General features: G+C 48.0%; 24 protein-coding genes. 22 read left to right on the top strand and 2 right to left on the bottom strand.

Annotated elements, in window-relative coordinates; translation table 11 throughout:
* Nucleotides 1-36 precede the first annotated feature (36 nt).
* The 12 genes from GQ671_RS13080 to GQ671_RS08215 all read left to right on the top strand — a co-directional run bounded on the left by GQ671_RS13080 (nt 37) and on the right by GQ671_RS08215 (nt 10,241).
* Nucleotides 37-2,109 carry a response regulator transcription factor gene (locus GQ671_RS13080; protein ID WP_281354843.1) on the top strand — a complete coding sequence of 691 codons (2,073 nt, stop codon included), beginning with the start codon at nt 37-39 and terminating at the stop codon, nt 2,107-2,109.
* 210 nt (nt 2,110-2,319) lie between these two features.
* Nucleotides 2,320-2,562 carry a hypothetical protein gene (locus tag GQ671_RS08265; protein WP_160655491.1) on the top strand — a complete coding sequence of 81 codons (243 nt, stop codon included), beginning with the start codon at nt 2,320-2,322 and terminating at the stop codon, nt 2,560-2,562.
* 228 nt (nt 2,563-2,790) lie between these two features.
* A complete protein-coding gene (locus GQ671_RS08260; protein ID WP_160655488.1) occupies nt 2,791-3,129 on the top strand; it encodes a DUF192 domain-containing protein in 339 nt (112 codons plus the stop codon).
* A 53-nt stretch (nt 3,130-3,182) separates the two neighbouring features.
* Nucleotides 3,183-3,377 (top strand): Flp family type IVb pilin, encoded by a 195-nt coding sequence (locus tag GQ671_RS12950; RefSeq protein ID WP_211364903.1) that lies wholly within the window; start codon nt 3,183-3,185, stop codon nt 3,375-3,377.
* A gap of 126 nt (nt 3,378-3,503) precedes the next feature.
* Nucleotides 3,504-3,920, top strand: coding sequence for an A24 family peptidase (locus GQ671_RS08250; RefSeq protein ID WP_246153212.1), 417 nt, complete (start codon nt 3,504-3,506; stop codon nt 3,918-3,920).
* A complete protein-coding gene (locus GQ671_RS08245) occupies nt 3,917-4,291 on the top strand; it encodes a TadE/TadG family type IV pilus assembly protein (protein ID WP_160655483.1) in 375 nt (124 codons plus the stop codon). Before GQ671_RS08250 ends, GQ671_RS08245 begins: the two co-directional genes overlap by 4 nt.
* A 1-nt stretch (nt 4,292) precedes the next feature.
* The gene (locus tag GQ671_RS08240; protein WP_160655480.1) at nt 4,293-5,195 is read left to right on the top strand and encodes a TadE/TadG family type IV pilus assembly protein; all 903 of its coding nucleotides are present in this window, start codon (nt 4,293-4,295) and stop codon (nt 5,193-5,195) included.
* Nucleotides 5,196-5,205: 10 nt separating this feature from the next.
* Nucleotides 5,206-6,213 (top strand): Flp pilus assembly protein CpaB, encoded by a 1,008-nt coding sequence (gene cpaB / locus GQ671_RS08235; protein WP_160655477.1) that lies wholly within the window; start codon nt 5,206-5,208, stop codon nt 6,211-6,213.
* A 21-nt stretch (nt 6,214-6,234) separates the two neighbouring features.
* Nucleotides 6,235-6,981 carry an AAA family ATPase gene (locus GQ671_RS08230; RefSeq protein ID WP_160655474.1) on the top strand — a complete coding sequence of 249 codons (747 nt, stop codon included), beginning with the start codon at nt 6,235-6,237 and terminating at the stop codon, nt 6,979-6,981.
* Complete coding sequence (locus tag GQ671_RS08225; protein ID WP_160655471.1) at nt 6,978-8,393, top strand: CpaF family protein; 1,416 nt, start codon at nt 6,978-6,980, stop codon at nt 8,391-8,393. The genes GQ671_RS08230 and GQ671_RS08225 overlap by 4 nt, the downstream gene beginning before the upstream one ends.
* Before the next feature lie 4 nt (nt 8,394-8,397).
* A complete protein-coding gene (locus GQ671_RS08220) occupies nt 8,398-9,321 on the top strand; it encodes a type II secretion system F family protein (RefSeq protein WP_160655468.1) in 924 nt (307 codons plus the stop codon).
* Nucleotides 9,322-9,356: 35 nt separating this feature from the next.
* The gene (locus GQ671_RS08215; protein ID WP_160655463.1) at nt 9,357-10,241 is read left to right on the top strand and encodes a type II secretion system F family protein; all 885 of its coding nucleotides are present in this window, start codon (nt 9,357-9,359) and stop codon (nt 10,239-10,241) included.
* Between the two features lie 8 nt (nt 10,242-10,249).
* On the opposite strand, the gene GQ671_RS08210 is transcribed toward GQ671_RS08215, so the two are convergent.
* On the bottom strand, nt 10,250-11,269 hold the full coding sequence (locus GQ671_RS08210) for an NAD(P)/FAD-dependent oxidoreductase (RefSeq protein WP_160655460.1): 1,020 nt from the start codon (nt 11,267-11,269) through the stop codon (nt 10,250-10,252).
* Between the two features lie 145 nt (nt 11,270-11,414).
* Between GQ671_RS08210 and GQ671_RS08205 the strand changes: the two genes are divergently transcribed.
* The 10 genes from GQ671_RS08205 (at nt 11,415) to GQ671_RS08160 (ending at nt 22,357) form a co-directional block, all read left to right on the top strand.
* The gene (locus GQ671_RS08205) at nt 11,415-12,353 is read left to right on the top strand and encodes an ABC transporter substrate-binding protein (protein ID WP_246153211.1); all 939 of its coding nucleotides are present in this window, start codon (nt 11,415-11,417) and stop codon (nt 12,351-12,353) included.
* Nucleotides 12,354-12,372: 19 nt separating this feature from the next.
* Nucleotides 12,373-13,188 carry an ABC transporter ATP-binding protein gene (locus GQ671_RS08200; protein WP_160655454.1) on the top strand — a complete coding sequence of 272 codons (816 nt, stop codon included), beginning with the start codon at nt 12,373-12,375 and terminating at the stop codon, nt 13,186-13,188.
* Nucleotides 13,178-14,149, top strand: coding sequence for a FecCD family ABC transporter permease (locus GQ671_RS08195; RefSeq protein ID WP_160655451.1), 972 nt, complete (start codon nt 13,178-13,180; stop codon nt 14,147-14,149). The genes GQ671_RS08200 and GQ671_RS08195 overlap by 11 nt, the downstream gene beginning before the upstream one ends.
* The gene (locus GQ671_RS08190; RefSeq protein ID WP_160655449.1) at nt 14,142-15,134 is read left to right on the top strand and encodes a FecCD family ABC transporter permease; all 993 of its coding nucleotides are present in this window, start codon (nt 14,142-14,144) and stop codon (nt 15,132-15,134) included. The genes GQ671_RS08195 and GQ671_RS08190 overlap by 8 nt, the downstream gene beginning before the upstream one ends.
* Nucleotides 15,135-15,224: 90 nt before the next feature.
* On the top strand, nt 15,225-15,902 hold the full coding sequence (locus tag GQ671_RS08185; protein WP_160655446.1) for a response regulator transcription factor: 678 nt from the start codon (nt 15,225-15,227) through the stop codon (nt 15,900-15,902).
* Nucleotides 15,903-15,907: 5 nt separating this feature from the next.
* On the top strand, nt 15,908-16,900 hold the full coding sequence (locus GQ671_RS08180) for a sensor histidine kinase (protein WP_160655443.1): 993 nt from the start codon (nt 15,908-15,910) through the stop codon (nt 16,898-16,900).
* Nucleotides 16,901-17,004: 104 nt separating this feature from the next.
* On the top strand, nt 17,005-17,763 hold the full coding sequence (locus GQ671_RS08175; RefSeq protein WP_160655440.1) for an ABC transporter ATP-binding protein: 759 nt from the start codon (nt 17,005-17,007) through the stop codon (nt 17,761-17,763).
* Nucleotides 17,753-19,681, top strand: a complete 1,929-nt coding sequence (locus GQ671_RS08170; RefSeq protein ID WP_160655437.1) for an FtsX-like permease family protein — start codon at nt 17,753-17,755, stop codon at nt 19,679-19,681. Before GQ671_RS08175 ends, GQ671_RS08170 begins: the two co-directional genes overlap by 11 nt.
* A gap of 181 nt (nt 19,682-19,862) precedes the next feature.
* Nucleotides 19,863-21,356 carry an anthrax toxin lethal factor-related metalloendopeptidase gene (locus GQ671_RS08165; protein ID WP_160655434.1) on the top strand — a complete coding sequence of 498 codons (1,494 nt, stop codon included), beginning with the start codon at nt 19,863-19,865 and terminating at the stop codon, nt 21,354-21,356.
* 95 nt (nt 21,357-21,451) lie between these two features.
* Nucleotides 21,452-22,357: an AEC family transporter gene (locus GQ671_RS08160; RefSeq protein WP_160655432.1), complete on the top strand. Its 906-nt coding sequence runs from the start codon at nt 21,452-21,454 to the stop codon at nt 22,355-22,357.
* Here the strand turns inward: GQ671_RS08160 and GQ671_RS08155 are convergent.
* A complete protein-coding gene (locus tag GQ671_RS08155; protein ID WP_160655429.1) occupies nt 22,354-23,958 on the bottom strand; it encodes a M20/M25/M40 family metallo-hydrolase in 1,605 nt (534 codons plus the stop codon). The two genes, GQ671_RS08160 and GQ671_RS08155, sit on opposite strands and share 4 nt — an antisense overlap.
* Nucleotides 23,959-23,983 lie beyond the last annotated feature (25 nt).

The following is a 23,983-nucleotide window of genomic DNA, read 5'->3' as shown; positions in this document are numbered from 1 at the left end:
TACAACCGAAGAAATCTGCAGAGGAGATGTTGGACGATGGCTTCAGCGATTGAATTAATAGAGAAGTTTCAGCAGACTTTCGCATCACAGTATGGATTGACATTCTTTCTTACTGATGAAAAAGGTGAAATGCTCACCTCGGTCGAAGGAAATAACAGGCTGTGCATGGTAATGCTGGAACAAGAAGGACTTTTGCAGGAAATTGAAGGCATACTCAGAAACAATGGAAGAATAAATAGATCCCTGATCTATGAAGTGGGTTCAGGAGTCCATATCATGGTATCCCCGGTGACAGACGATCAAGGCGTAACATGTTATCTATGGGCAGGTGTGCTGGTGGAGCAGGATGCAGAAGTGCAAGATCACCTCAAAGTCCAGGATGCAGTTCCTGTACTGCACGAAGAAGATCGTCAGGAATGGCTTGATCTCATCGATAGGATGGCAGAACTCGCCTCGCTCTGTCTGAGAAATGAAGCGGAGACACCGCTGGCCGGATTCTGCATTGAGAAATTCAGAAAGTACATGCAGGAGCATAAGGATGCCAGCACCGAGATGTTCTCCCAGATGACCGGGAAAGGTGGAGAAGTCGACTTCATGGGGATTGCAGAACAGACAGGCGAGGATACATATACGGTAACAAAGATCATGGGTGAAGAAGCAGAAGTGCTCAAGGGCAGAAAATTCCTTGTCGGAGAAGGTTTTCTCGGCAGGGCTGCATTGATGGAGGAGCGCTCCTATTGGGAAGACATTGGGCATGACAGGCGTGCAAAGTTCTTTTCTCCTATGAATACACGGCCCGAGTTCCTGTTTATAGATGTAATAAAAATGGGCGATGGCTCCATATCGGTCATCTTCGGGGGCAGTCTGTCAAAAAAGAAAGCCAGTCCTTCCACCACAATTATCATGCAGATGGCTTCCATACTGGTCGAATCCAGCATGCTGGTAGAAGGACTGCGTCATGAAAATTCACAACAGCTCTCCCGTCTCACGTCACTGGTGGAGCTGAGCGGTCTGATGGCATCGACGCCCGACCCGAGACGGATGGTACTCATCCTTCTTGATATCAGCATCAATCTGGTTGAGGGGCCATTTTCACTTATACTCATCAAAGATGATAAAGACGGGAAAGGCAAACTCTTTACTCGGGGCACCTATGGAGGGGATGTTAACCAGTATGTCAGGTCAGTGATGGATCGGACAGACCAGCTCACCCGTTTTCCTGAAAGTACGAGCAGTGAACCCCATATCCAGGTACTTCCTGATGGAGAAAGGGTCATCGAATGTCCATTGTCCTATGGGAGTGACCTGATGGGTATACTGTCAGTCGGCATCAATGAAGCAAAAGAAATCGACATGGTTGAAAATACCGCTTTTCTGCAGACGCTATCCATCATTGGAGGGGTATCGCTCCAGCTTGCAGGGCACAAGGATACATGCGTCGCTGCAGAGAAGACCGAAGCACTCCAGCTTGCTGTAGCAGAACTGGACAGCACAGCTTATGAAAGATCAAAAGACAGCGCTGAACTGGCCGCAGTCATCACCACCCGGCTCCACTTGCCGGAGAATACTGCCCTCCCGATAGTGCGGGCCTGCCAGCTGTCCTACTACTCACCTGCCTTCGTCAAGAAGATGTTTCCAAAAAGGGATATAGGTGCAGTAATGGAAGCGGGACACCTGATCAAAGCACATAAACTATTGCCTGAAGATCATCCGCACAGGATTGCAGGCTATATATACGCCATTTGTACTGCAGAAGATATGGAAGCAGTCAAAAATCTGGTATGCATAGATGAACAGGCCTTCGAAGTATACTTGTCATTTATGCGGGCAGAGCATGTCAGTGAAGTGGTCTTCGATCTCCCGGGTGAACCTGAAGCAGATGACAGGGAAGCAATCGCCGGTGCAGTGAGCAGTCTTGAGGATCTATCGCCAAGAGAAAGGGAAGTACTGACGCTGCTTTCAAAAGGGAAGAATAATCAGGAAATAGCCGAGACCCTCTATATCAGCACCCATACAGTCAAGAATCATGTGACAAAGATCTTCCATAAGCTGAACGTCTCAGACAGGGTCGGTGCCATATCAAAAGTTTACAGCTACCTTCATAAATAGCGCCGGAAAGGGTATAGGAGATGAGGCCATTGCGTTCTAGCTCTCGTTTCCTATGCGTATGACCGGTGCTTTATAATTAGGGAATGGAAGTGGATTTATTTATTTTCCGAATAGAGCTATGATGGAGTGGCAGTAGAAGTTGCTTACGTTTAAAAGAAGACGGCAATCGATAGTATCTGTATTGCCGAATCAGGTGAGGAGGGGGAAGGGATGAACAATAGGACATGTCTGCCGCTTCAGATGGAGTGCATCATGCTATTTCAATCCAACCCACAGTCGACCCATTCATTAGAAGAGCTCTCGGATAGGCTGAATCATACAGTCGAGGATCTTCAACCTGTTATGGAGCTGCTGATGAAACAAGGTATCGTTGAACAGCTTGACACATCAGGGCCGGAAAGATATAGATATCATGAGCCCGAGGCCGCTTCAGAATTTGAAATGAATCCATAATGGAATGAACCAGCGAAACTGGCGGAGGATGAGAAATCATTCTCCGTTTTTTTGTGCCCTATAGGAGCAGAGTAGGACACTGCTCCTATACATATAAGAGCATGTTCTTATTGAAGCCTGTTTTGCACAATGGGAACGATGGGGGATAGTTGTAGATTGCATTTAAGCGCATAATTCATATTGTAATCACACAGCAAAGCCATTGACGCACAGGGAGGAAGCACCGGAATGAAACTGATCAACAGCACAACGGATACAGTATTGGCACAAGATCTCAGGCAGGCACACAGCTTCTGGTCCAGATTCAAAGGATTGATGTTCCAGTGCTCGATGCCGAGTGACGCCGCACTGCATCTGTATCCGTGCAAGTCCATCCACACTTTCTTCATGAAGTTCGACATCGATGTCATCTACCTCAATGAAGAAAACGAAGTGGTCGGTATTGAAACGAACCTTGTTCCGGGAAAGATGGGCTGGAGATATAAAGAAGCCCGCTCAGTCGTAGAGCTGCCGGCAGGCAAACTCTACGGCGTCTCCCGAGGTGACACTCTGGCATTTGCTGAATGAACCCATGTACTATAGCTTGACGCTACTTACTATATAAATGGAGGGAAATACACATGATGGAATTTTTTAAAGGTTTGTTAATGGAAGAAGAAGGACAAGGCATGACGGAATACGGTCTGATTCTTGGATTGCTCGTTGTCGCAGTTGTTGCAGCTTTTGTTATTCTCACACCACAGTTTGAAACTCTTATGCAATCTGTTGCTGATATACTCAAAGACCCAGAAGCAGCAACTACTTCGACTCCATAATAAGTTGCAATAATTCAACTTGGTGCACTACAGACCCATACTTTTTAGTGGGTCTGTTTTTTTTAGAATAGAAAATCAGGTGAGATGAAAGGAAGAGGAAATATGCCGATCAATGTCATTTTACTGATGATACTTGGAGTCTGTGTCGTAACTGATATTCGCAAACGAAAAATATATAACAAGGTGATTTTCCCGTCGCTCATTGCTGCATTTGTTCTGAATACAGCGCTGGGTGGATTTAGAGGATTTGAAGAAGCCTTTCTTGGTTTCATTGTCGGCTTTGCTCTACTCCTTATTCCGTATATATTTGGTGGGATGGGTGCTGGTGATGTGAAGCTTATGGCATTGGTCGGTGCATTCAAAGGATATGAATTTGTCCTTGAATCTTTCATATATATGGCCGTTATTGGTGGAATTCTTGCGATAGGCGTCATCATCATGCGCGGTGGATTTAGGAACTCTCTTGGCGTCGGCATGCCTTACGGGGTGGCAATTGCAGGTGGTGCTGTCATGGCACTGTTGATGGATGTGACACTGTTATGATCAAAAGGGAAGACGGGCAGTCTTTAGTGGAGTTCGCAATCCTCGTGCCTCTGATTTTGGCACTATTGGTAGGTATCGTGGATTTCGGACGTGTCATCCATTCACAACTTCAGCTTGAATTGGTCACTCAGGATGCAGCACGCATGGCTGGTCTTGGAGAGTCTGATGAGAGGGTGAAGTCGTATGCACTTGATAATTTTGTTTCAGGTGATTCATCAAAACTTGATGTCACTGTTTCCCCTGATGGTGAAAAAGACTCGGGCACATACGTAACGGTGGAAATGACCTATCCGGAGAGCATATTCAATATGCTGGGGGATTATTCAATTCCCTTTACGGTGAAAACGAGCTCGACAACGAGAGTGGAGTGATATGATGCGCAAGTTGTTTCGTAATGAGGAAGGCAATATGTATCTGCTTATGGCTTTGACAATGTTTCTGTCAATTGGGATTCTTGGATTGGTAATTGACGGAGGACAGCTTTACATGACCAAAAGTCATTTGCAGAAAACTGCTAATGCAGCAGCTGTATCGGGAGCGCAGGAGTTGCCAAACTCCCAGGAGAAGGTGGATCAGGTAGTAGGAGAGATCCTCAATCATCATAATGAATCAGGAAGTCTGCTTTTTTCCAAAGTAGACTCGGAGAAACTGCTTCACGTTGGTGTCGGCAGGGAAGTGCCTTTATTCTTTTCCTCCTTATTCGGTATTGATAACGTCATGCTTAATGCTGAAGCGAAAGCAGGTCTGCATGCCATGACTGCAGGGGTTGGTGTTGTGCCGCTCGGGCTGGATGAGTCGATGCCGCTTGAATATGGGAAGGTTTATCCATTGAAGGTAGGTGCCGGTGACTCGGACCATGGAAACTTCGGCATACTTGCGCTCGATGGACCTGGTGCGAAAACTTATGAGGAAACATTGAAGCACGGATTTGATGAAGAGTTGAAAGTTGGAGATGTAATCAACACCCAAACAGGTAATATTGCAGGAAAGACTAAAAATGGCGTCGATTATAGGATTGCAAGTTGTCCGAATGTTGACTCTCAAGAGCGGGACTGTGCAAGGATCATGTTGGTTCCAGTGTACAAGCCATACAACTATTCCGGGGGTCAGATGGGTCAAGTCGAAATTACAGGTTTCGCCTACTTCTATCTGACAGACTCGATGAATAGTAAAGATGAAATTAACGGCATCTTCATCAAAAGAGCCGGATCAGGCGAATCCAATGGCGATGCTCCTCTAGACCGCGGCGCATATACGATTAAACTAACACGGTAGGTGGAATGTAATGAAACCGAAAAAAATACTGTTGCTGGCGATTTTCTCAGGTCTGCTGACAACAGGTGTATTCTATATATTCATGCAGCAGAATACTGCAGCGGAAGTGGAAGAGCCGATCATGGTGCAGGTGATTTCTGCAGCAGCGGATATCGGGGAGAATGTACAGCTCACTGATGAGAATCTGCAGATGGCTGAAATGCGCGAGTCGGAAGTACATCCGGCAGCCATAAAAGATAAGGATGAAGCGGTCGGTGAATACGCTTCGACAGAACTTGTTGCAGGGGAAGTGCTGCTTGGTCATCATATCGAACAGCGGGGCGAGGCGGATATATTATCCAAAAAAGTGGCTTATGGCTACCGTGCGGTATCGTTTGGTTTGGATTACGTTCAATCGGTATCTAATATGGTTCAACCTAATGATAGGGTGGATATCGTACATCTGCCGAACGATGAGACTGATGAAAATGGATATGCACCAGCCGAAATACTGTTTGAAAATGTGAAAGTATTGGCAGTCAATCAGCGTATGAAAGAGACGGCAGAAGGTGAAGCTATAGGGGAATATACTGCTGTAACGGTGGAAATGAAACAAGCTGATGCGGTTAAAGTGGCAGATGCAAATTATCGTGGTCCTCTTCATCTCCTATTGATCAGCCGGTTGAAAGAGAATGGCGAAGTAATGGATGTAGCTGTTGAAAGTGTCGATGGTATGACGAATACAGCTGAAGCTTCTGAAATAGAAGGCGAAGCGTCTGAACTGTCAGTCGAAGAAACAGCAGACACAACTGATAAGACGACATCTCCTGATATCATTGTCCTACCTGAACGTGCGCACGTCAGAAATGGTCCATCTCTTGATGCGAACGTTCTGACGGTTGTTGATGCGGGGGATGAACTGGTGACGAAAAATGAGGAAGCGGCGGATGCGGACGGCCGCATCTGGTTGCATGTGGAGACTAAATCCGGCATACAGGGTTGGATCAGCAGCCGCATCATCAAGATGGGTAACGAATAATGGAAGAAAGGTGTGGTGGCAATGGCCGCTGAAATCATACTTGTAACGAGCGCCGTAGGTGGCGCTGGCAAAACAGTTGTAACAACAAACTTAGGTGTGGCATTCCAGGCAGAGGGAAGGCGTACCGTACTGGTGGATGGTGATCTGCAGTTTGGAGATATGGCACTCGCTCTCGATCTGACACCCGGCATCAGCATCAAGGAAGCGGTGGAGCGGAACGACTTTGCGAATATTCATGCATTCTGCACAAGACATTCTTCCGGTGTCCGTCTGCTTCCTGCGCCAACGCGGCCCGAGTTTGCAGATCTGGTCGACGCTCTTGATCTGGCTTCTGCCATTACAAACTTGAAATCACAGGCCGAGGTCATCATCGTGGAAACACACCATGGCTTGACCGAACAGAATATGGTTCTGATGGACCTGGCGGATCGTATCCTCGTTGTGACGACACCAGGTATGGCTGCGTTGAAGAACACCCGTCTCATGGTAGAGACGCTTGGTGCACTCGGCCACGGAGAGAAGACGAAGCTGATCGTCAATAAGCATTCAGTACCGACGCTGATGGAAACTAAAAAAGTTCATGATCACCTGAAAATAGACCAGGAAAATGTCTTCTTTCTGCCATATGCATTGAAAGACATCTCTTATTCGCTCGACCGGGGTGTACCAGTAGTATCCAGCAGTCCGAAGCATAAATTTTCAAAGAAATTGAAAAAAGTGGCGGAGCAAATCCTGGCCCAAAATGACAGACAGGTGGTTGAAGCATGAGTCTCCTGGCAAGGTTGCAGACAAAAGGTGAAAAAGTTGATGGTGTCCCAGCAGCAAAAGAAACTGCAGTCGAATCTGTAGTGGATAAGAACGAAGCGCCACCGTCTTCCTCAAAGAAAGAGACAGTGGAAAAGCCGGTACAAAAACCGGTTGAAGCACCAGACAGCGAATATATGGAACTGAAGAACCTGACGCTGAAATATATTCTTAAAGAGCGCAAGAATGAAGACATCGATAACATTGTCATGGATATGGATGACATCATCCAGGATATTCTTCAGGAGAATGACCATATTCAGGACATCAGCAACATCGAGAAGCTGAAAGTAGAACTGAAGAATGACCTGACGGGTTATGGCCCCATCAATCCATTGCTTCTTGATGAAGAAGTATCCGAGGTGATGGTCAATGGTCCGAAGATGGTCTATGCGGAACGGAGTGGGAAGCTTTCTCTGACGGATGTCACCTTCAGGGATGAGGACCATGTCATGGCGGTCCTTGAAAAGATTCTGTCCCCGCTTGGCAGAAGGGTGGATGAAAGCAGCCCGATGGTCGATGCGCGTCTGAAGGACGGCTCCCGTGTGAATGCGATCATCCCGCCGCTCGCACTTGCAGGACCGACAATCACGATCCGTAAGTTCTCGAAAGATCCGTTCACAATACATGATCTGGTGCGGTTCGGTACATTGACTGAAGAGATGGCTGCCTTCATCAAGGCGTGTGTCGAGGCGAAGCTGAATATTTTCGTCAGCGGCGGTACGGGTTCCGGCAAGACGACGACATTGAATGTACTCTCCTCCTTCATTTCGAACAAGGATCGTATTGTAACAATCGAAGATGCCGCGGAACTGCAGCTCGGACAGGAGCACGTGGTGTCTCTGGAGACAAGGCCGGCAAACATCGAAGGCAAAGGTGCTGTAACCATCCGGGACCTCGTCAAGAATTCCCTGCGTATGCGTCCGGATCGAATTGTCATCGGTGAGGTGCGAAGCGGTGAGGCACTCGATATGCTTCAGGCGATGAACACCGGCCACGACGGTTCCCTTGCAACAGGACACTCGAACAGCCCGCGCGACATGGTCTCACGCCTTGAAACGATGGTGCTGATGGCGGGCATGGATCTGCCGATCAAAGCCATCCGTGAGCAGGTTGCAGGTGCATTGCACCTGATCATCCAGCAGACACGGCTTAGTGACGGGACAAGAAGAATCACCAATATCACCGAAGTGCAGGGCATGGAAGGGGATATCATCGTCCTTCAGGACATCTTCGTCTTCAAGCAGAACGGTGTGGATGAAAATGGCAAGATCATCGGCAAGCTGATTCCTACAGGCATAAGGCCGCAATTCTATGAAATCATGGAGCGGGAAGGCATCGATCTGCCGGCTTCCCTGTTCGTGGAAAAGGAGTGATTGCATGGAAGTCATTCTGATTGCCGGCAGTTTCATGACCATATTCATGCTGCTTCTATTTATTTCATCGTCCAGAAATACTGAAAAAGAACAGACGAAGGCCCCTGTCTCTGTGAAAGGAAGCCTGAAGAATGCCAACAATGCCCTCAAAAATCTGCTTGTCAGACGAGGAAAGAAAAGCAGGAGGCGGGAGGCGCTCGAAAGTGAACTGACAGCTGCCGGCATCATGATGAAAGTGGAGGAATTCATTGCTTTCAAGGCAATGGCATTCGTCATCGCCGGGGGGCTGCTGTACATCATAACAAGCAATTTCTTTCTGGCATTCATCGGAGGTGCTTTTGGATATTTCCTGCCTACCATTGTGGTGACACGAAAAAAGAACAAGCGGGTCAAGCAGTTCAATGAGTCGCTGCCGGGCATGATCACTTCCATCAGTGGCTCGCTCCGGGCAGGTTTCAGTCTGCTGCAGTCACTCCAGATGGTGGAGGAGGAATCCTATTCTCCTCTGAAGGAGGAAGTGCAGTACGTACTGAAGGCGCTGCAGTATGGTACGCGTCTTGAGGATGCACTGGTCGATTGGAAAAAGCGGATGCCGAGTCCTGAACTCGACATGCTTGTGGAATCCATACTGATCCAGCGCGAGGTCGGGGGGAATCTGGTGTATCTTCTGGATAAGATTCTTGAAACGATACGCGAGCGGACAAGACTGGCAAACCAGATCCGCACGCTGACCGCCCAGGGCAAGCTCTCCGGCCTGATCATCGGGCTTCTGCCTGTTGCCGTGGGTACGCTGATCTATGTCATCAACCCCGACTATATGAGCCTGCTGTTCACTGAACCGATTGGTCGCATGCTTCTCGCCGGAGCAGCTGTTTCCGAGATCATCGGTTTTATATTCATCCGTAAAATGACAATAATCGAGGTGTAGATATGCTGTTCCTTACATTCAGCTTTTTTATTTCCATGACGCTTCTGATATATGCGGCAATGGCCATCCCAGCCCATAGGAACCGAATGGTGCCGGCGCGGATCGGCCTATATTTCCCGGACGAACATCAAATGACCGATGTAGAAACGGATGAAATGGGATCGTTCAGGGACCGCATGATCAAACCGCTCTGGAAGGGTTTGAAAAAGAAATCCCAGCGCAGGCTGGATAAAGAAAAAGTGGGCAGGATCGAAGCACGTCTTCAGCAGGCCGGGATGCAGCTCAGCCCCATCGAATTCAAGATGATCCAATGGATGGTGACAGGTTTTCTGATGGTATTCGCCACGCTGTCCATGTATTTTGCGAATCTCACATTCGTCCATGGTCTGCTGCTCTTCATTACAGCCATCGGAACTGGAATCGCACTGCCCAGGATATACATGAGCATGAAGGTGAAAAAACGTCAGGCCCAGGCATTGAAAGAGATGCCGGATTTCCTCGATCTTCTGACCATCAGTCTGGAGGCGGGGCTTGGATTTGATGCAGCGCTCAGCAAGGTGGTTTCAAAGAAGCCTGGTGAACTGTCAAGCGAGTTCAAATCGGTGATAGAAGAAGTGCGTCTCGGCAGAACGAGAAAAGAGGCGCTGACCGCATTGGCCGAACGCCTTCCGATTGAAGAGCTTAAAAGTCTGGTGTTCAGTATTGTCCAGGCTGAAAAACTCGGTATCGGCATGGTGACTGTCCTCCGTGTCCAGACGGAAGAGATCCGTGAATTGAGAAAGCAGCGGGCGGAGGAGAAAGCGATCAAAGCACCAATTAAAATACTGTTTCCGATGGTGTTCTTCATCTTTCCGACACTTTTCATCATCCTATTGAGCCCGGCCATCATGCAGTTCATGGCAACCATGCAGGAGATGTAGAAAGTGGACTAGTGCATCTCCTTGATGAGCTGCTTGTTCTTTTCTTTAAATATGTCATTATGCGACGACACCATTCCACCAGTGGGTGCATCTGCCTGCAGAAATGTCTTGGCATGATTGGCAGCCTGTGCAGCCTCTGTAAAACATCCGGCAATCAGACGGACTTTACCCTCATGGGTGATCTGGTCTCCACATGCAAAAATGCCGGGGACAGGGGTTTTCGCAGTCTCGGTCGTCTCGATCATCTGATACTCATTATAGGTGAAATCACCTTTGATATTTTCAAGGAAAGCACAATTGGACTCATATCCATGACTGATCAGAACATCGTCCACATCAAACTTGCCTCCATCGGTCAGCTCGACAACAGCGATTTCATCGCCAGCCTCATTCGATATCAGTTTCTCTATTTTACACTGGCCGCACATGTGGATATTATCTTTTTTCTTAAGCGCTGCGATCATGGCTTCGTGCCCCTTCATCTCCTCGCTCCGGTAGACCATCGTAATGGAAGCGGCAATATCACTAAGAGCCTCAGCCCAATCGACTGCAGTATTGCCGGAACCGGAAATCAGAACGTTGCGATCCTTGAAGCTTCCGAGCCGTTTAACTGTATAATGTAAATTTGTCAGTTCAAAAGCCTCTGCGCCATCAATTTTGAGACGAACAGGTGTATACATGCCACCACCAGAGGCGATAATTAAAGTTCTGCTGTAAAATGCGCCCTGATCAGTGATGGTTTCGAAATAGTCATCATGCTGGATGACAGTTTCACATGTCGTTGACACATGGATCTCCGGATCAAACGTCCTGGCCTGCTCTATCATTTGATTTCTTACATCTTCAGCCGGCGCAGGGGGCATGCCTCCAATATCCCAGATAATTTTCTCAGGATAGATGTTCAACTTGCCGCCAAGCTCGGAATGGTGTTCGATCAGCTGGACACTCATGCCTCTCAATCCGGCATAAAAACTGGAATAAAGTCCGGCAGGGCCGCCACCTATGATGAGTGTATCTGAAATATTCATACATAATCCCCTTTTCTATTGAAATCTCTTTCATTCTACTATATTATATAGGCAATGAGAATGATTATCAATCCGTAAGGTTTTAAATAAATTGAGCGAGAGAAGGATAACAAAAATGAAAAGGTTAATCAGTATAATTACTTTGATGATGGTATTGGTTCTGGCAGCATGTGGAAATTCCGAAGAGTCTTCAGAAAGTTCCGTAGAAGAAAATGAAGGCTCGGCGTCAGAAGCTTCGAGTGAAGAATCCACAGAAGCGTCAGGCGGCATGGTATCATACACAACAGATGCCGGTGAAGAAATTGAAATTCCGGAAGATCCGCAACGCGTGGTCATTCTGGCAACAAGCTATTTCGGGAATGTGATGCAGCTGGAGGCGAATGTCGTCGGTGCGCACGCAAGAGTGACGGAGAGCGATGTACTCGAGCCGTACACTGAAGATATTGAACTTGTGGAAGATGGAAATATTGAACAAGTGATGAATCTTGATCCGGATTTGATCATAACCTTTAATTCCGACGAGAATTTAGATAAACTGAAAGCAGTCGCACCAACTGTTCCTATCGATTACGCCAAGTGGAACTATCTTGATGTCCACAGGGAGCTCGGCAAGATTACGAACACGGAAGAAAAGGCTGAGGAATGGATTGCAGGCTGGGAAGCGGAACTTGAAGAAGATAGGGCAACCGTCGAGGAAGCCATCGGTGAAGATGCGACAGCCAGTGTCGTCGAACAGTATGCTAAGGATATTTACGTATACGGTACAAACTGGGGTCGCGGTACTGAAATCCTGTACCAGGGACTCGGTGTCGATGTGCCGCAGGCCATCCAGGATGAAGTGGTTGAAACAGGATGGAAGGCCATATCCGCCGAGGAAATAGAGAAATACTCCGGTGACTACATGTTTGTCGGCTCTGGGGATTCCGGCGCGGATAATGCATACAGGGACACAGCGGTCTGGAACAACCTTGAAGCTGTACAGAATGAAAGAGTCGTCGAATTCAATTCTTCCATTTTCTACTATAACGATCCGTACTCACTGGAATACCAGAAGGATATCATTATGGAAGCATTGACTAAATAATATTGGGCAGGTGTCATGCATGACGAGTGTAATGCTAAAAGATGTCAAAGTCGAACTGAATGAACGTACAATTCTGAAGCATACGAATATGGAATTGATGGAAGGCAAAGTGACGACGATCATCGGGCCGAACGGCTGCGGAAAGTCCACGATGCTGAAGACGATTTCAAGAATCATTTCTGCCAAGGAAGGCGGCGTCTATATCAATGATATGGACATCCGTCAGATGAAGTCGAAGGATATTGCCAAAAAAATAAGCATACTCTCCCAGAAGAACCGTCTGCAGTATGATGTCAGGGTGCGGGATCTGGTCGGCTTCAGCCGCTATCCACACCTCAAAAGATTCCAGAGCCTGAAGCCGGACGACTATAAGATCATCGACTGGGCTCTGAAGGAGACGGGTGCCAACGAATTCAGCGAACGCATGATGAGCGAACTGTCAGGCGGTCAGGCCCAGCGCGTCTGGATCAGCCTGCTGCTCGCACAGGGCGCGGATGTACTGCTGCTGGATGAACCGACCACATACCTCGATATCCATCATCAGCTCGAGACACTGAACATCGTCAGGCGTCTCAACGAGCAGACAAAGCAGACAGTCGTCATGGTGCTGCACGATATCAACCATGCCATCAAGTATTCCGATCATCTTGTCATCATGAACGAGGGTGAAATCATTGAAAGTGGACATCCAAGCGATGTACTGACCAATGACATCCTCAACAATGTGTTCAATATAAATGGTAAGATCACTACCGACCCGTTGACAGGCAAGCCGATTCTTGCAGATTATGATCTGTTCTGCCAGACAGTCAAAGAGGTCCATCATGGATCGTAAATGGTATCCCCTGCCCATCGTTGTGATGGGTATTCTTTTGTCTTTTGTGCTGGCAATGATGTTTGGGACAAATACATATACGCTGAAAGAAGTGTTTGATGTCATATTCAATCTGAATATGACAGATCAGAGTCATCAGATACTCTATGAAATCCGGATGCCAAGAGTGCTTGGTGCACTGCTTGCCGGCTTCATGATCAGCATCTCGGGGCTGGTCCTCCAGTCAGTGACCCATAATGAACTGAGTGAACCGAGCATTCTCGGCGTCAATGCCGGTGCCAATCTTGCCATCATCCTGGCAGCGCTGCTCTTGCCGGCACTGCCATTCGTCGGTGTAATGGCAAGCGGCTTCATCGGGGGGATGATTGTCGGACTGTTCATCCTTTCCATGACACGCTACCGCTCGCCGATGCATCTCATTCTGGCGGGAGCGGGCATCAGCCTGCTGCTCTATGCAGTGACCGACTTTCTGGTCATCACATTCAATCTTGGACAGTACGTCGCCTTCTTCACGGCAGGCGGCGCGGCCGGACAGTCCATGTCCAACATCGCAATCGTCTTTCCGATTGCGGTTGTGCTGGTCATCATCCTGCTGTTTCTGTCAAAAGAACTGGATGTGCTCCTGTTCGGTGACGAAATGGCTGTATCACTCGGGCAGAACCAGACGCTGTACCGCAGAGTGACGCTGACACTGGCAATCATGCTTGCCAGCATGGCGGTTGCCATGGTCGGCAATGTCGTTTTCCTTGGTCTGCTTGTGCCGCATATCATCAAGATGCTGTTTGGAAACCTGCACCGGTTCACCATCATCTATACCGGATTGGCTGGTGGCATCATCTTTGCCCTGGCCGACACGCTGGCGAGAGTTTTCAATGAAACGCCGGTCAACGCGATCATCGCCGTCATCGGCCTGCCTTTCTTCATCTACATCATCAAGAAGAGAGGTGCAAAATATGCGTAACCAGGCCAAATTCATCATTATCATCGCACTGCTCTCTGCAATTGTGCTGACACATCTTTTTACGGGTACATTCAGTCTGACATGGACCGATCTTCTTAACATACTTGCCAACCAGGCGAATGATGATGTCAGGCTCGTGCTGTTCGAGTTCAGATTACCAAGAATACTCGTCGTGCTGGTCTGTGGTGCCGCCCTTGCCTTGAGTGGTCTCATTCTGCAGGTCATCTCCAAAAACCCGCTGGCCGACCCGGGTATCATCGGTGTCAACGCCGGCAGTGGATTCGGTGTGGTCCTGTTCATCACCTTCATCAGCAGTTCGATGAGCCAGCATCTGTATGCACTGCCTCTGATGAGTTTTGTCGGTGGGCTTCTGACTGTGCTCATCATCTTCTTCCTGTCGTTCATCGGCGGGGCATTCAAAAGTAATATCTTCATACTGATCGGCATCGCGACAGCAATGGGTGTAACGGGCTTCGTCTACGTATTTACATCCGTGTTCGATGAAACCCAGATGGAAATGCTGAACCGCTACTTTGCAGGCAATATCTGGGGTGATACATGGCCATTCGTCTACATTTCGGTCCCTTATATCCTGCTCATCTCGCTCTTCGTATTCTTCAGGATCCGTGAGATGGGCATGCTGAACCTTGATGACGAGATGCTGACCGGGTTCGGCATGAATGTGAATAAGGAAAAGATCATCCTCATCATTCTTTCTGCCATGCTGTCGAGTCTCGCTGTCAGTGTATGTGGTGCCATCAGTTTCATCGGCCTGATTGCACCGCACATCTCAAGAATGCTGTTCGGTCAAAATATGCGTGTACTGTTCTTCTCATCCATTCTGATCGGCAGTGTACTGCTTACGGCAGCCGACCTGCTCGGCAAGCTCCTGCTTGCTCCGGCAATCATTCCGACAGGTATTGTCGTTGCACTGATCGGCGGTCCATACTTCCTATGGCTGCTGATGAGAGCCAGGCAGATATAGTTGAATCATTGAAACGATGCAAAATATCCAGTTTCCTTTATAATGGGAACTGGATATTTATTTTGAAATAACGAAAGCGGGGCTATCACAGTGTCGAGAATATTCATTATCGAAGACGATCTGCCGCTGTACGAGGAACTGAAGTCGCGCCTTGAGGAATGGGATCATACTGTTTCCGGGGTATCCGACTTTTCGAATGTACTGAATGACTTTATCCGCTTCGAGCCTGAACTCGTCCTCATCGACATTACATTGCCGAAGTATGATGGATTCTACTGGTGCAGAAGAATACGTGATATATCAAGCCTGCCGATCATCTTCCTGTCATCGCGGAATCATCCGTCCGACATGGTGATGAGCATGCAGCTGGGCAGTGACGACTATATACAGAAACCGTTCAATTTTGATGTGCTGGTGGCGAAGATCGATGCACTGCTCAGACGTGCCTACCAGTATCAGAACCAGAGCATGGACGTCATCCGTTTCAGGGACGCTGTGTTTGATTTCAAGAGACTGACTGGTGCACGATCGGGACAGGTCCTCCAGCTGACGAAAAATGAATCGTTCATTCTTTCCATCCTGGCAGCAAACAAGGACCAGGTCGTCTCAAGGGATGAGCTGATCGAGCAGCTGTGGGATGATGCTAAATTCATCAGTGACAATACGCTGACCGTCAATATAAATCGCATACGCAAGAAACTCGAAGAAATGGGGCTCGAGGATGCCATCGTCACCAAAACAGGGCTCGGATATATGCTGAAGGAGTGAATGTCATGTATTTTTCGCAGCATCTGCCATGGTGGCTGCTTTTTATTCTGATCAATGGTGTGACGCTTGGCATCGGTCTGCTGGATGTTTCGGTATCGGACTTGTCGATTCTTTATATTGCCCTCATCAATACGTTGATTTTCATTCTGTTTGCCATCTGGCAGTATGTCAGGGGCAGGAAGTATACGAAAGAGCTGATGAAAATGGATGACATCGACGATATCGAATCACTCCCGCTCCCAACAACCCAATATCAGCATGCCCTCCAGAAACGGCTGATGCAGGTGAGGCAGTCGCATAATATGCGCATTGATGCGGAGTCGGTGAAAACGGAGGAGAACATGGATGAAATGACACGATGGATCCATGATATGAAGATGCCAATGACGATGCTCAAACTGCTCATTGATGATGTAGAGGGCCAGAAACGTATGAAGCTGACGAATGAGTGGCAGCGGCTGGAAGGCATGCTGAACGAGATGCTCTATATGAAGCGTCTGCCGAACATACAGAATGACCTCTATATCGAAACGGCCGAACTGGAAACGATTATCAGACGGAGCATACGGAAATTGAGGACACTCTGCATGGAGAAGGATATCGGCTTCGACATATCACTATCTGCTTCTTCAGTTGAAACAGATGTCAAATGGCTGTCGTTCATTCTGGATCAGGTTGTTGCCAACAGTGTGAAATATACGGAGAATGATGAGATAAGCATTGTGAGCAGTGTTGTGGAGGATGCCGTCGTACTGACAGTGGAGGACCACGGCAGAGGCATTCGGTCGGAAGATCTGCCTCGCATATTCGAGGCAGGCTTCACTTCGACGAGTGATCACGAAGATGGCCAGTCTACAGGAATGGGACTGTATCTTGCGGGTCAGGCTGCAGAGGCCATGCATCTCGGTATTGATGTCCAGTCTGAGTATGGCAGTGGCACGCGGATGATGCTTACCTTCACAAAACAGAACGCCTACCATAAAGTGAAAACCATGTGACAGAAATGTCACATGGTTTTCTGCATCTGTCACCGGAATCAAACGACCCGGAGGAAGAATGCAGATAGAATATGATTATAATAAAAAATATAGGAGGCGTCATGATGATACTTGAAGCGAAGGGAATCAAAAAATCATATGGCAACCGGTTCAACCGCACTGAAGTGCTGAAGGGAATCGATCTGGAGATAGAAAAAGGGGAGTTCGTCTCCATCATGGGCGCGTCAGGCTCGGGGAAGACCACATTGCTCAACGTGCTGAGCTCGATCGACCGGGTGAGCAGCGGGCACATCTTTATCGAGGGCGAAGACATCACAGCAATGAAGGATAAGAAACTTGCGAACTTCAGAAAGAATGATCTCGGATTCATCTTCCAGCAATATAATCTGCTCGATACACTGACTGTAAAGGAGAACATACTGCTGCCACTGTCCATCAGAAATATGAAGGAAGATGAAGTGGAGAAGCAGTTCGATGTGGTATCGAATGAACTTGATATCCATGAACTGAGTGAAAAGTATCCGAATGAAATTTCCGGTGGCCAGCAGCAGCGTACAAGTGCGGCGCGCGCGTTCGTCCACCAGCCGAAAATCATCTTCGCAGATGAACCCACAGGGGCACTCGATTCCAAGTCTGCAAGCAACCTTCTCAACAAGCTGAAGCAGATGAACACAAACAGTCGTTCAACCATCATGATGGTCACACATGATGCCACAGCTGCAAGCTACTCGAGTAGAGTTATTTTCCTGAAGGACGGTCTCGTCTATTCCACACTCAGGAAAGGAGATCGGCCACAGGAGGATTTCTACAAGGAAATCATGAGTACTCAGAGTGTATTGGGTGGTGTCGGCGTTGAGTCTTAATCGGATCATTCTGAAAAACTTCTTCAGAAATATCAGGAACTACGGTCTCTATATTTTTGCGCTCGTCTTCAGTGTGTCGCTGTATTTCTCATTCGTACTCATGTCAAAAGACGACAGTGCAGCGGAAGAGCTTTCTTCAAGCACAATGATGTCATCTGGTTTTCTTATCGGATCCATACTGCTCGTCGTTATCATCGTCACTTTTGTCATGTTCGCCAACTCCATATTCCTGAAGCGTAGAAATACTGAACTTGCGCTCTTCCAGCTCATTGGATTGAACAGAAACAAGGTTTTCCGGATACTGTTGCAGGAAAATGCGATCATCTACTTCGGCAGTCTGATCATTGGCATTCTTTTTGGCTTCCTGCTGTCGAGAATACTGCTGATGGTTCTTCTCAGAATCATGCAAATCGAACTCTCTGTCGGGCTGAGTTTTTCGACGGAAGCAGTCCTCCAGACTGCGGGATTGTTCATTGCCATATTCCTATTGCTGCTGATTCAGAACTTCATTTTCCTGAAGCGTACAAAGCTGATTGACATGATTACCCTGAATCGGACAAATGAGTCCGACAGCAGACGTCTCGGGTTCGGCACCGTACTGATGGGTATTGTCGGCATCAGCATGGTTGCAGGGGGCTATTACCTGTCCACATTACTGCTCGATTATATAGAAATGGCGGTTCCACTCGTATTCACAGTGCTTGTCGTGGTCGTCATCGGAACATATATTACGTTCAAGTTCTCGATCGCATTTGTTTTGAATGTAATCAGAAAATCAAAAAAAGGACACGTCGGCATAACAGATGTTCTGTCATTGACAAGCATCATGTTCAAAATGAAATCCAATTCATTCCTTCTATCAATGATCAGTATCATCAGTGCATTGAGTGTCGGTCTGATGTCACTTTCCTACATCACCTATTATTCAGCCGGCAGCTCGGTGGAAAATACCATGCCGTATGACTATGTTTTCGAAGATGCGGAAGGGCTCGATTTCTACGAATCCCTGCTCACTGAAGAAGGCATCGAATATGAAACGATCCAGCTCCCGTCCCTGGAATATGAAGCAGATACAGACGGCGCAATCAGTGCAGATCTCGAACTTATGGACATCAATGGTTCAACACTGCTTATGATGGTGGTGAGTGAAGCATATTTCGATTCGGTGGATGTTGGTGAGAATGAAACTATCATTACCGGCACTTCCGATGTGATGCAATCATTCGTCGACTATGGTCTGAATGAACCGGTGACGTTCGTATCCGGTGACTATAAGCATTCTTTGGAATTGGTGGATATACAGGATCGGGCAATATTGCCGAGCCAGATATCTTTCGGGTCTCCTGCCGCCATTGTTGATGAAGCGGTTTATCAGCAACTGGCTGATAATCAGTCCGAGGAAGCCCGTACAGCGGAAATGACTCGGACGTATGCGCTCGATATAGCGGGAGAGGACAGTATGGAAATTTTCAAAATGATGGACCAGGAAGAAAATCCATACTTCCAATCCAAGATTGAACAATATACGGTTCAGATGCAGGCACTCGGGATGACAATGTTCATCATCGCATTTGTCGGACTCTCCTTCCTTCTGACTTCAGGCTGTATTCTATACTTCAAACAGGTGGGTGAGAGCGAGGATGAACGTGGCAGCTATAACGTGCTCAGAAAGCTCGGCTTTTCAGAGCGTGAAATCATCAAAGGATTGTCCATCAAGATGGCCATCACCTTCGGTATTCCATTGCTGATCGGTCTGCTGCATGCATATTTTGCGGTAAATGCAGGATGGTTCATATTCGGAACGGAGATGTGGACGCCGATGCTCACTGTTATGGGGGTCTATACCGCCCTCTACTCTCTATTTGCCATTATGTCACTGCTTTATTACAAGCGGATTGTCAGAGAAAGTCTCAACTAGAAAGAACAATATGATACAAGAGACGGACAGCCCGCAACCAGTTCGATGATGGATGGAGGCTGTCCGTCTTTGTGAGGATTCGGTGAACTTGCCATCATATTACATGACCGGGATGACTAAAGAGCGTATTATGGGGAATACGATAATAAGGAAATCAGAATGAATGAAGGTAGGGAAATATATGAAACAGAAAACCCTTTCGGGAATCGCTATGATGCTCGGTCTGATGCTGATGATTACAGCATTCTTCCCATTGCAGGCATCAGCAGCCAGCCCGAGCCTCCAGAACATGATTGAAATCAGAGATCCGGATGGCAATCACGACGTGAATGAGGCCCAGGCGATGATCAACCGTCTCGGTCGGGTGGATGAAAGGATACTGGCTCATACGAACCGCGCCGGTGTCGGTATCATACTGATGGACCAGCCGTTGACTGAACTGCCGGAATTTGAATATCTTTCCGGTGTCACCCCGAGAGGCTGGGAAAATACCGGCCGGACATGGGATGACGTGCCGGGTGCTGGTGGATACACGACTGCCGCCAGAATCGGGTACAGTAATCCGGGCAACGGCCATTCGACGATAAACCTTGAACTGCATGAATACGGACATGCTGTCGACAGTTATGCAGCAGGCTTTACAGTAAGCGGCTCACAGGAGTTCATGGATATCATGGCCCAGGAAAAGGGCAATCTGTTCTATGATCATGAAGTGCCGGGCTACTTTGATGTGCCAGGAGAATATTTTGCGGAGACATTCGCAATGTACTACCTCGGTGGGAATGCGAGTGCCCGCCTGGCTGAGCGTGCACCGATGACATACCAGTTCATGGAGTCATTCCACAATAGGCTCGTCACCATCCAGGGGACGACAGGCAATACAGCCGAATTTTCGTGGGATCCACTAGAGGGTGCTGCCTACTACGAAGTGTATAGGAACGACCAGCTCATAGACACGACGCAGGACGGCTACTACCAGGACAGTGGACTTGAGACATCGACTACTTATGATTACCATGTGCGTGCAATGGATCAGAATGACAATCCGCTGCTGACTTCCTATTTCAGAACAGCAACGACTACAAACGTCAGCGATGCACCAGTAGTTGACACGGCGGAGCTGGAGCAGACGATCAGTGAAGTGGAGGAGGTGCCTGCAGAAGCCAGAGCACCAGAGCTGCAGTCTGCACTTGAAAATGCATATGCGCTAATTGAAGATGACAACGCAGGACAGGATCAGATTGATGAATCTGTAACGGTATTGACAACAGCACTTTCAAATAATGATGAGACAAAAGTCCCGGAAGAAGAATCTTCAGAGGAAGCGACCGCGGAGGAAAGCACTGAATCATCGACAGAAGAGCCGATGCTTGAGGAGAGTACTGAAGAAGCAACAACGGAGGAGAGCGCAGAGCCTTCTCTCGAGGAAAGTACTGAAGAAGCAACGGCAGAACCTTCTACCGACGAAGCATCAACTGTTGAAGAAAATACAGAAGAAGTGACGACCGAAGAGGAACCGGCAGAGGAGGAGACGAGCGAAGCGGAAATCGATACGGCACAGGAGAGTGAACAGGCGACGGCCCAGTCTTCCAACACCTTGCTGATCATTGGCGGAATCGTCCTCTTTGTCCTTGCTGCGATAGCTGCAATCGTTCTGCTGGCTAGAAGAAAATAGTAAAAATATGGGAGTCGGATGAAATCCGGCTTCTTTTTCATTTCATAATGTCCTATGATGGAAGTATGGAAAATATGGAAAGAGGATGAAAACTGATGCAACTGTTAATGATTATACTCCCTGTTTTTCTTATATTCGGTGCAGGGTATATTGCACAGAAGCTGCTTGATATGGATATCAAGTCCGTTTCTGCACTTGCGCTATACATATTATTGCCACTATTGACCTTCAACACTTTCTACCGCAATGAAATCACGATGGATTATTTCTACCTGTTCCTTTTCTCGCTGATCATTACAGCCATTCTTGCAGGGATCACAATCGCTATCGGTTTTTTCATGAAATCGACTAAGGAAGATATTTCTGCCATGCTGCTCGGCACTCTATTTCCGAACAGTGGGAACTATGGTTCCCCGGTTGTGCTTTTTGCGATCGGTGCCACTGCGTTCGACTATGCAGTCGTCCTTATGGTACTGCACGGTTTCATCATCAGTACTGTCGGCATCTTCATCGCTTCATTCGGCAACGGTGCAACGATCTCTGTAAAGGAGGCGGTGGTCAGCATCTTCAGAATCCCCGTCATCTATGGTGCGTTGGCAGGCATTCTGATACAGCTGGCTGACATCACCATCGATGATAAGCTGATGGAAATCATCGAGATGACCGGCAATGCCTCCATTCCTGTAGTCATGCTCATTCTCGGCATGCAGCTGGCCCAGATCACGAAGGAAAAATTCAAAGTAAAAAATATCACTACGGTCATTGCCGTCAGAATGATCATTTCTCCGATCATCGCGATGATTCTTGTAATGTTCATGCCAATCGATGATACGATGAAGGCGGTATTTATCATACTGAATGCCATGCCGGTCGCTGCCAATTCGACCATGCTGGCCGTCCAGTTCAACGTCAAGCCGAATCTGGTCTCCTTCTCGACACTCGTCACCACACTGTTCAGTCTGATCACGATACCGATCTGCCTCTATCTTCTCGGCGTCTAGACAGTGACGGTCATGCAGTGCTTGACGACTGCCTCCAGCAGTTTCGGGGTGATTTCGTATCCGCTCTGCTTGTGAAGCCTCTCGGTCAGCTTATGCGGGTCTTTGCCGAATGGTCCGATATTGATGTGCGGCACTTGCAGATTCTGCATGGACTCGAATGGTATGGTATACGTCTTTCCCCATACAGGTGTGTTGGTCTTATACGTTTCCCAGCTGTCGTCATGACTGTCGTAGGTGACATAGCTGGCATCGGATATTCCGTTGAAGTAGTGGATCTCTTTAGGCATGATGCCGTAATGAGTATCCAGAAATTCCTGGACCAGACCAGAAATGCTTCTGACCAGCGGATCCTCTGAAGCATTTACAGCAGGATAGTACGGCGGAACGAATAGTGTGACCGCAAGCGGAACGAGCTCCTTGCAGTAGGTGATCATGCGGTTAGTGATGTGCATCGACTTCTCGCGGTCGTCCAGATCATCGCGCGCAGTATACTGGGTGATGATTTCATCAATTTTCACCTGGCCGTACTTCTTAAGCATATAGTCGTGAAGCGACTGATAGGACATGGTGCGGATACCGCCGGCTGGACGTGTATTCTCCCTTCGGCAGATCGCTTCGTAATGGTTCTGGCACTGGGCCATCGTTTCCTCCACCAGATGATGGAACTTGCTGAAAATATCATCTGCATTCTGTTCCATGACAAAGACGTTGTATAGTGACGCAGCATGATTGGATGTCTGGGCCGAGTAGTCGGCTTTCATATCATAATATTTCAATGTTACCGGAAGCGGTGTCTTCTCACCGTATGCCGTTTCGGAGAAGACGTTGCTGAACTCCATCTGCTGATTGAGGAATGACGCCATGAAGTGGGCGTTGAGACCGCGCAACGGTTCGCCGACATGCGTTTCGACGCCATAGAATAGGACGGACGGCATGATCTTGCCGATTGTTCCGGAATAGAAATAGTAGTTCGGATCATCCGGGTACTGGGTGAAGCTCGGTTCACTGTTCAGAAATAAAGCATAGTCCAAGCCATGCGCGTACGCCAGATCTTCAAGATGACCCACAGCCGCACGCATGCCGGCAGAATCGACTTCCTCATCCGGTACGGTCAGAAGGAGCAGATTGATCGGCCAGTCGTGCGCGATGGCTTTTTCGACCAGATGCATATGGAGCGCAATGCCCATCTTCATATCCATTGTTCCCCGGCCGAAAAGATAGTCGCCGGAAAGGATATCCGCTCTGACTTCTTCCGGAAAGTCATCCGCAATTTCCTTGAACCGGTTGCCGAGCTCATGAGGTGAAAATGCCAGGTGGCTGTTTGAACCGAATTCTTTAGTATGTACTGTATCAAAATGACTCATCAGAATGATTGTTCTGCTGGCTGACCCGTGCTTATAGAGTGCAGACAGGCCATTCCTGTTCCTGCCTGAGTCATGAAGCGCAATATATTCCGGATGCTGCTCGAAGTATTCCAGCTTCGCCAGTTCATCCTTCAATTTGAAAGGAAATAGAACCTCTCCTTCGGTGCCGGTCCTGCTATCCCAGGATACAAGCTGGCATACCAGCTCCTCAAGCTGCTTCTGTGATTCCCAAAACATTGTTATTCCCCCCAATATCCTGTCT

The organism is Salinicoccus hispanicus (genome assembly GCF_009831115.1).
GTDB lineage: Bacteria > Bacillota > Bacilli > Staphylococcales > Salinicoccaceae > Salinicoccus > Salinicoccus hispanicus.
This window is presented reverse-complemented; position numbering and strand designations above follow the sequence as displayed.

Coding starts and splice junctions, on each gene's coding strand:
- GQ671_RS08225 (WP_160655471.1), top strand. CDS start 6,978: ATGAGTCTCCTGGCAAGGTTGCAGACAAAAGGTGAAAAAGTTGATGGT.
- GQ671_RS08250 (WP_246153212.1), top strand. CDS start 3,504: ATGATACTTGGAGTCTGTGTCGTAACTGATATTCGCAAACGAAAAATA.
- GQ671_RS08155 (WP_160655429.1), bottom strand. CDS start 23,958: ATGTTTTGGGAATCACAGAAGCAGCTTGAGGAGCTGGTATGCCAGCTT.
- GQ671_RS08190 (WP_160655449.1), top strand. CDS start 14,142: ATGCGTAACCAGGCCAAATTCATCATTATCATCGCACTGCTCTCTGCA.
- GQ671_RS08230 (WP_160655474.1), top strand. CDS start 6,235: ATGGCCGCTGAAATCATACTTGTAACGAGCGCCGTAGGTGGCGCTGGC.
- GQ671_RS08180 (WP_160655443.1), top strand. CDS start 15,908: ATGTATTTTTCGCAGCATCTGCCATGGTGGCTGCTTTTTATTCTGATC.
- GQ671_RS08160 (WP_160655432.1), top strand. CDS start 21,452: ATGCAACTGTTAATGATTATACTCCCTGTTTTTCTTATATTCGGTGCA.
- cpaB (WP_160655477.1), top strand. CDS start 5,206: ATGAAACCGAAAAAAATACTGTTGCTGGCGATTTTCTCAGGTCTGCTG.
- GQ671_RS08240 (WP_160655480.1), top strand. CDS start 4,293: ATGATGCGCAAGTTGTTTCGTAATGAGGAAGGCAATATGTATCTGCTT.
- GQ671_RS08205 (WP_246153211.1), top strand. CDS start 11,415: ATGATGGTATTGGTTCTGGCAGCATGTGGAAATTCCGAAGAGTCTTCA.
- GQ671_RS08265 (WP_160655491.1), top strand. CDS start 2,320: ATGAACAATAGGACATGTCTGCCGCTTCAGATGGAGTGCATCATGCTA.
- GQ671_RS08220 (WP_160655468.1), top strand. CDS start 8,398: ATGGAAGTCATTCTGATTGCCGGCAGTTTCATGACCATATTCATGCTG.
- GQ671_RS08175 (WP_160655440.1), top strand. CDS start 17,005: ATGATACTTGAAGCGAAGGGAATCAAAAAATCATATGGCAACCGGTTC.
- GQ671_RS08245 (WP_160655483.1), top strand. CDS start 3,917: ATGATCAAAAGGGAAGACGGGCAGTCTTTAGTGGAGTTCGCAATCCTC.
- GQ671_RS08165 (WP_160655434.1), top strand. CDS start 19,863: ATGAAACAGAAAACCCTTTCGGGAATCGCTATGATGCTCGGTCTGATG.
- GQ671_RS08260 (WP_160655488.1), top strand. CDS start 2,791: ATGAAACTGATCAACAGCACAACGGATACAGTATTGGCACAAGATCTC.
- GQ671_RS08210 (WP_160655460.1), bottom strand. CDS start 11,269: ATGAATATTTCAGATACACTCATCATAGGTGGCGGCCCTGCCGGACTT.
- GQ671_RS08215 (WP_160655463.1), top strand. CDS start 9,357: ATGACGCTTCTGATATATGCGGCAATGGCCATCCCAGCCCATAGGAAC.
- GQ671_RS12950 (WP_211364903.1), top strand. CDS start 3,183: ATGATGGAATTTTTTAAAGGTTTGTTAATGGAAGAAGAAGGACAAGGC.
- GQ671_RS08200 (WP_160655454.1), top strand. CDS start 12,373: ATGACGAGTGTAATGCTAAAAGATGTCAAAGTCGAACTGAATGAACGT.
- GQ671_RS08195 (WP_160655451.1), top strand. CDS start 13,178: ATGGATCGTAAATGGTATCCCCTGCCCATCGTTGTGATGGGTATTCTT.
- GQ671_RS13080 (WP_281354843.1), top strand. CDS start 37: ATGGCTTCAGCGATTGAATTAATAGAGAAGTTTCAGCAGACTTTCGCA.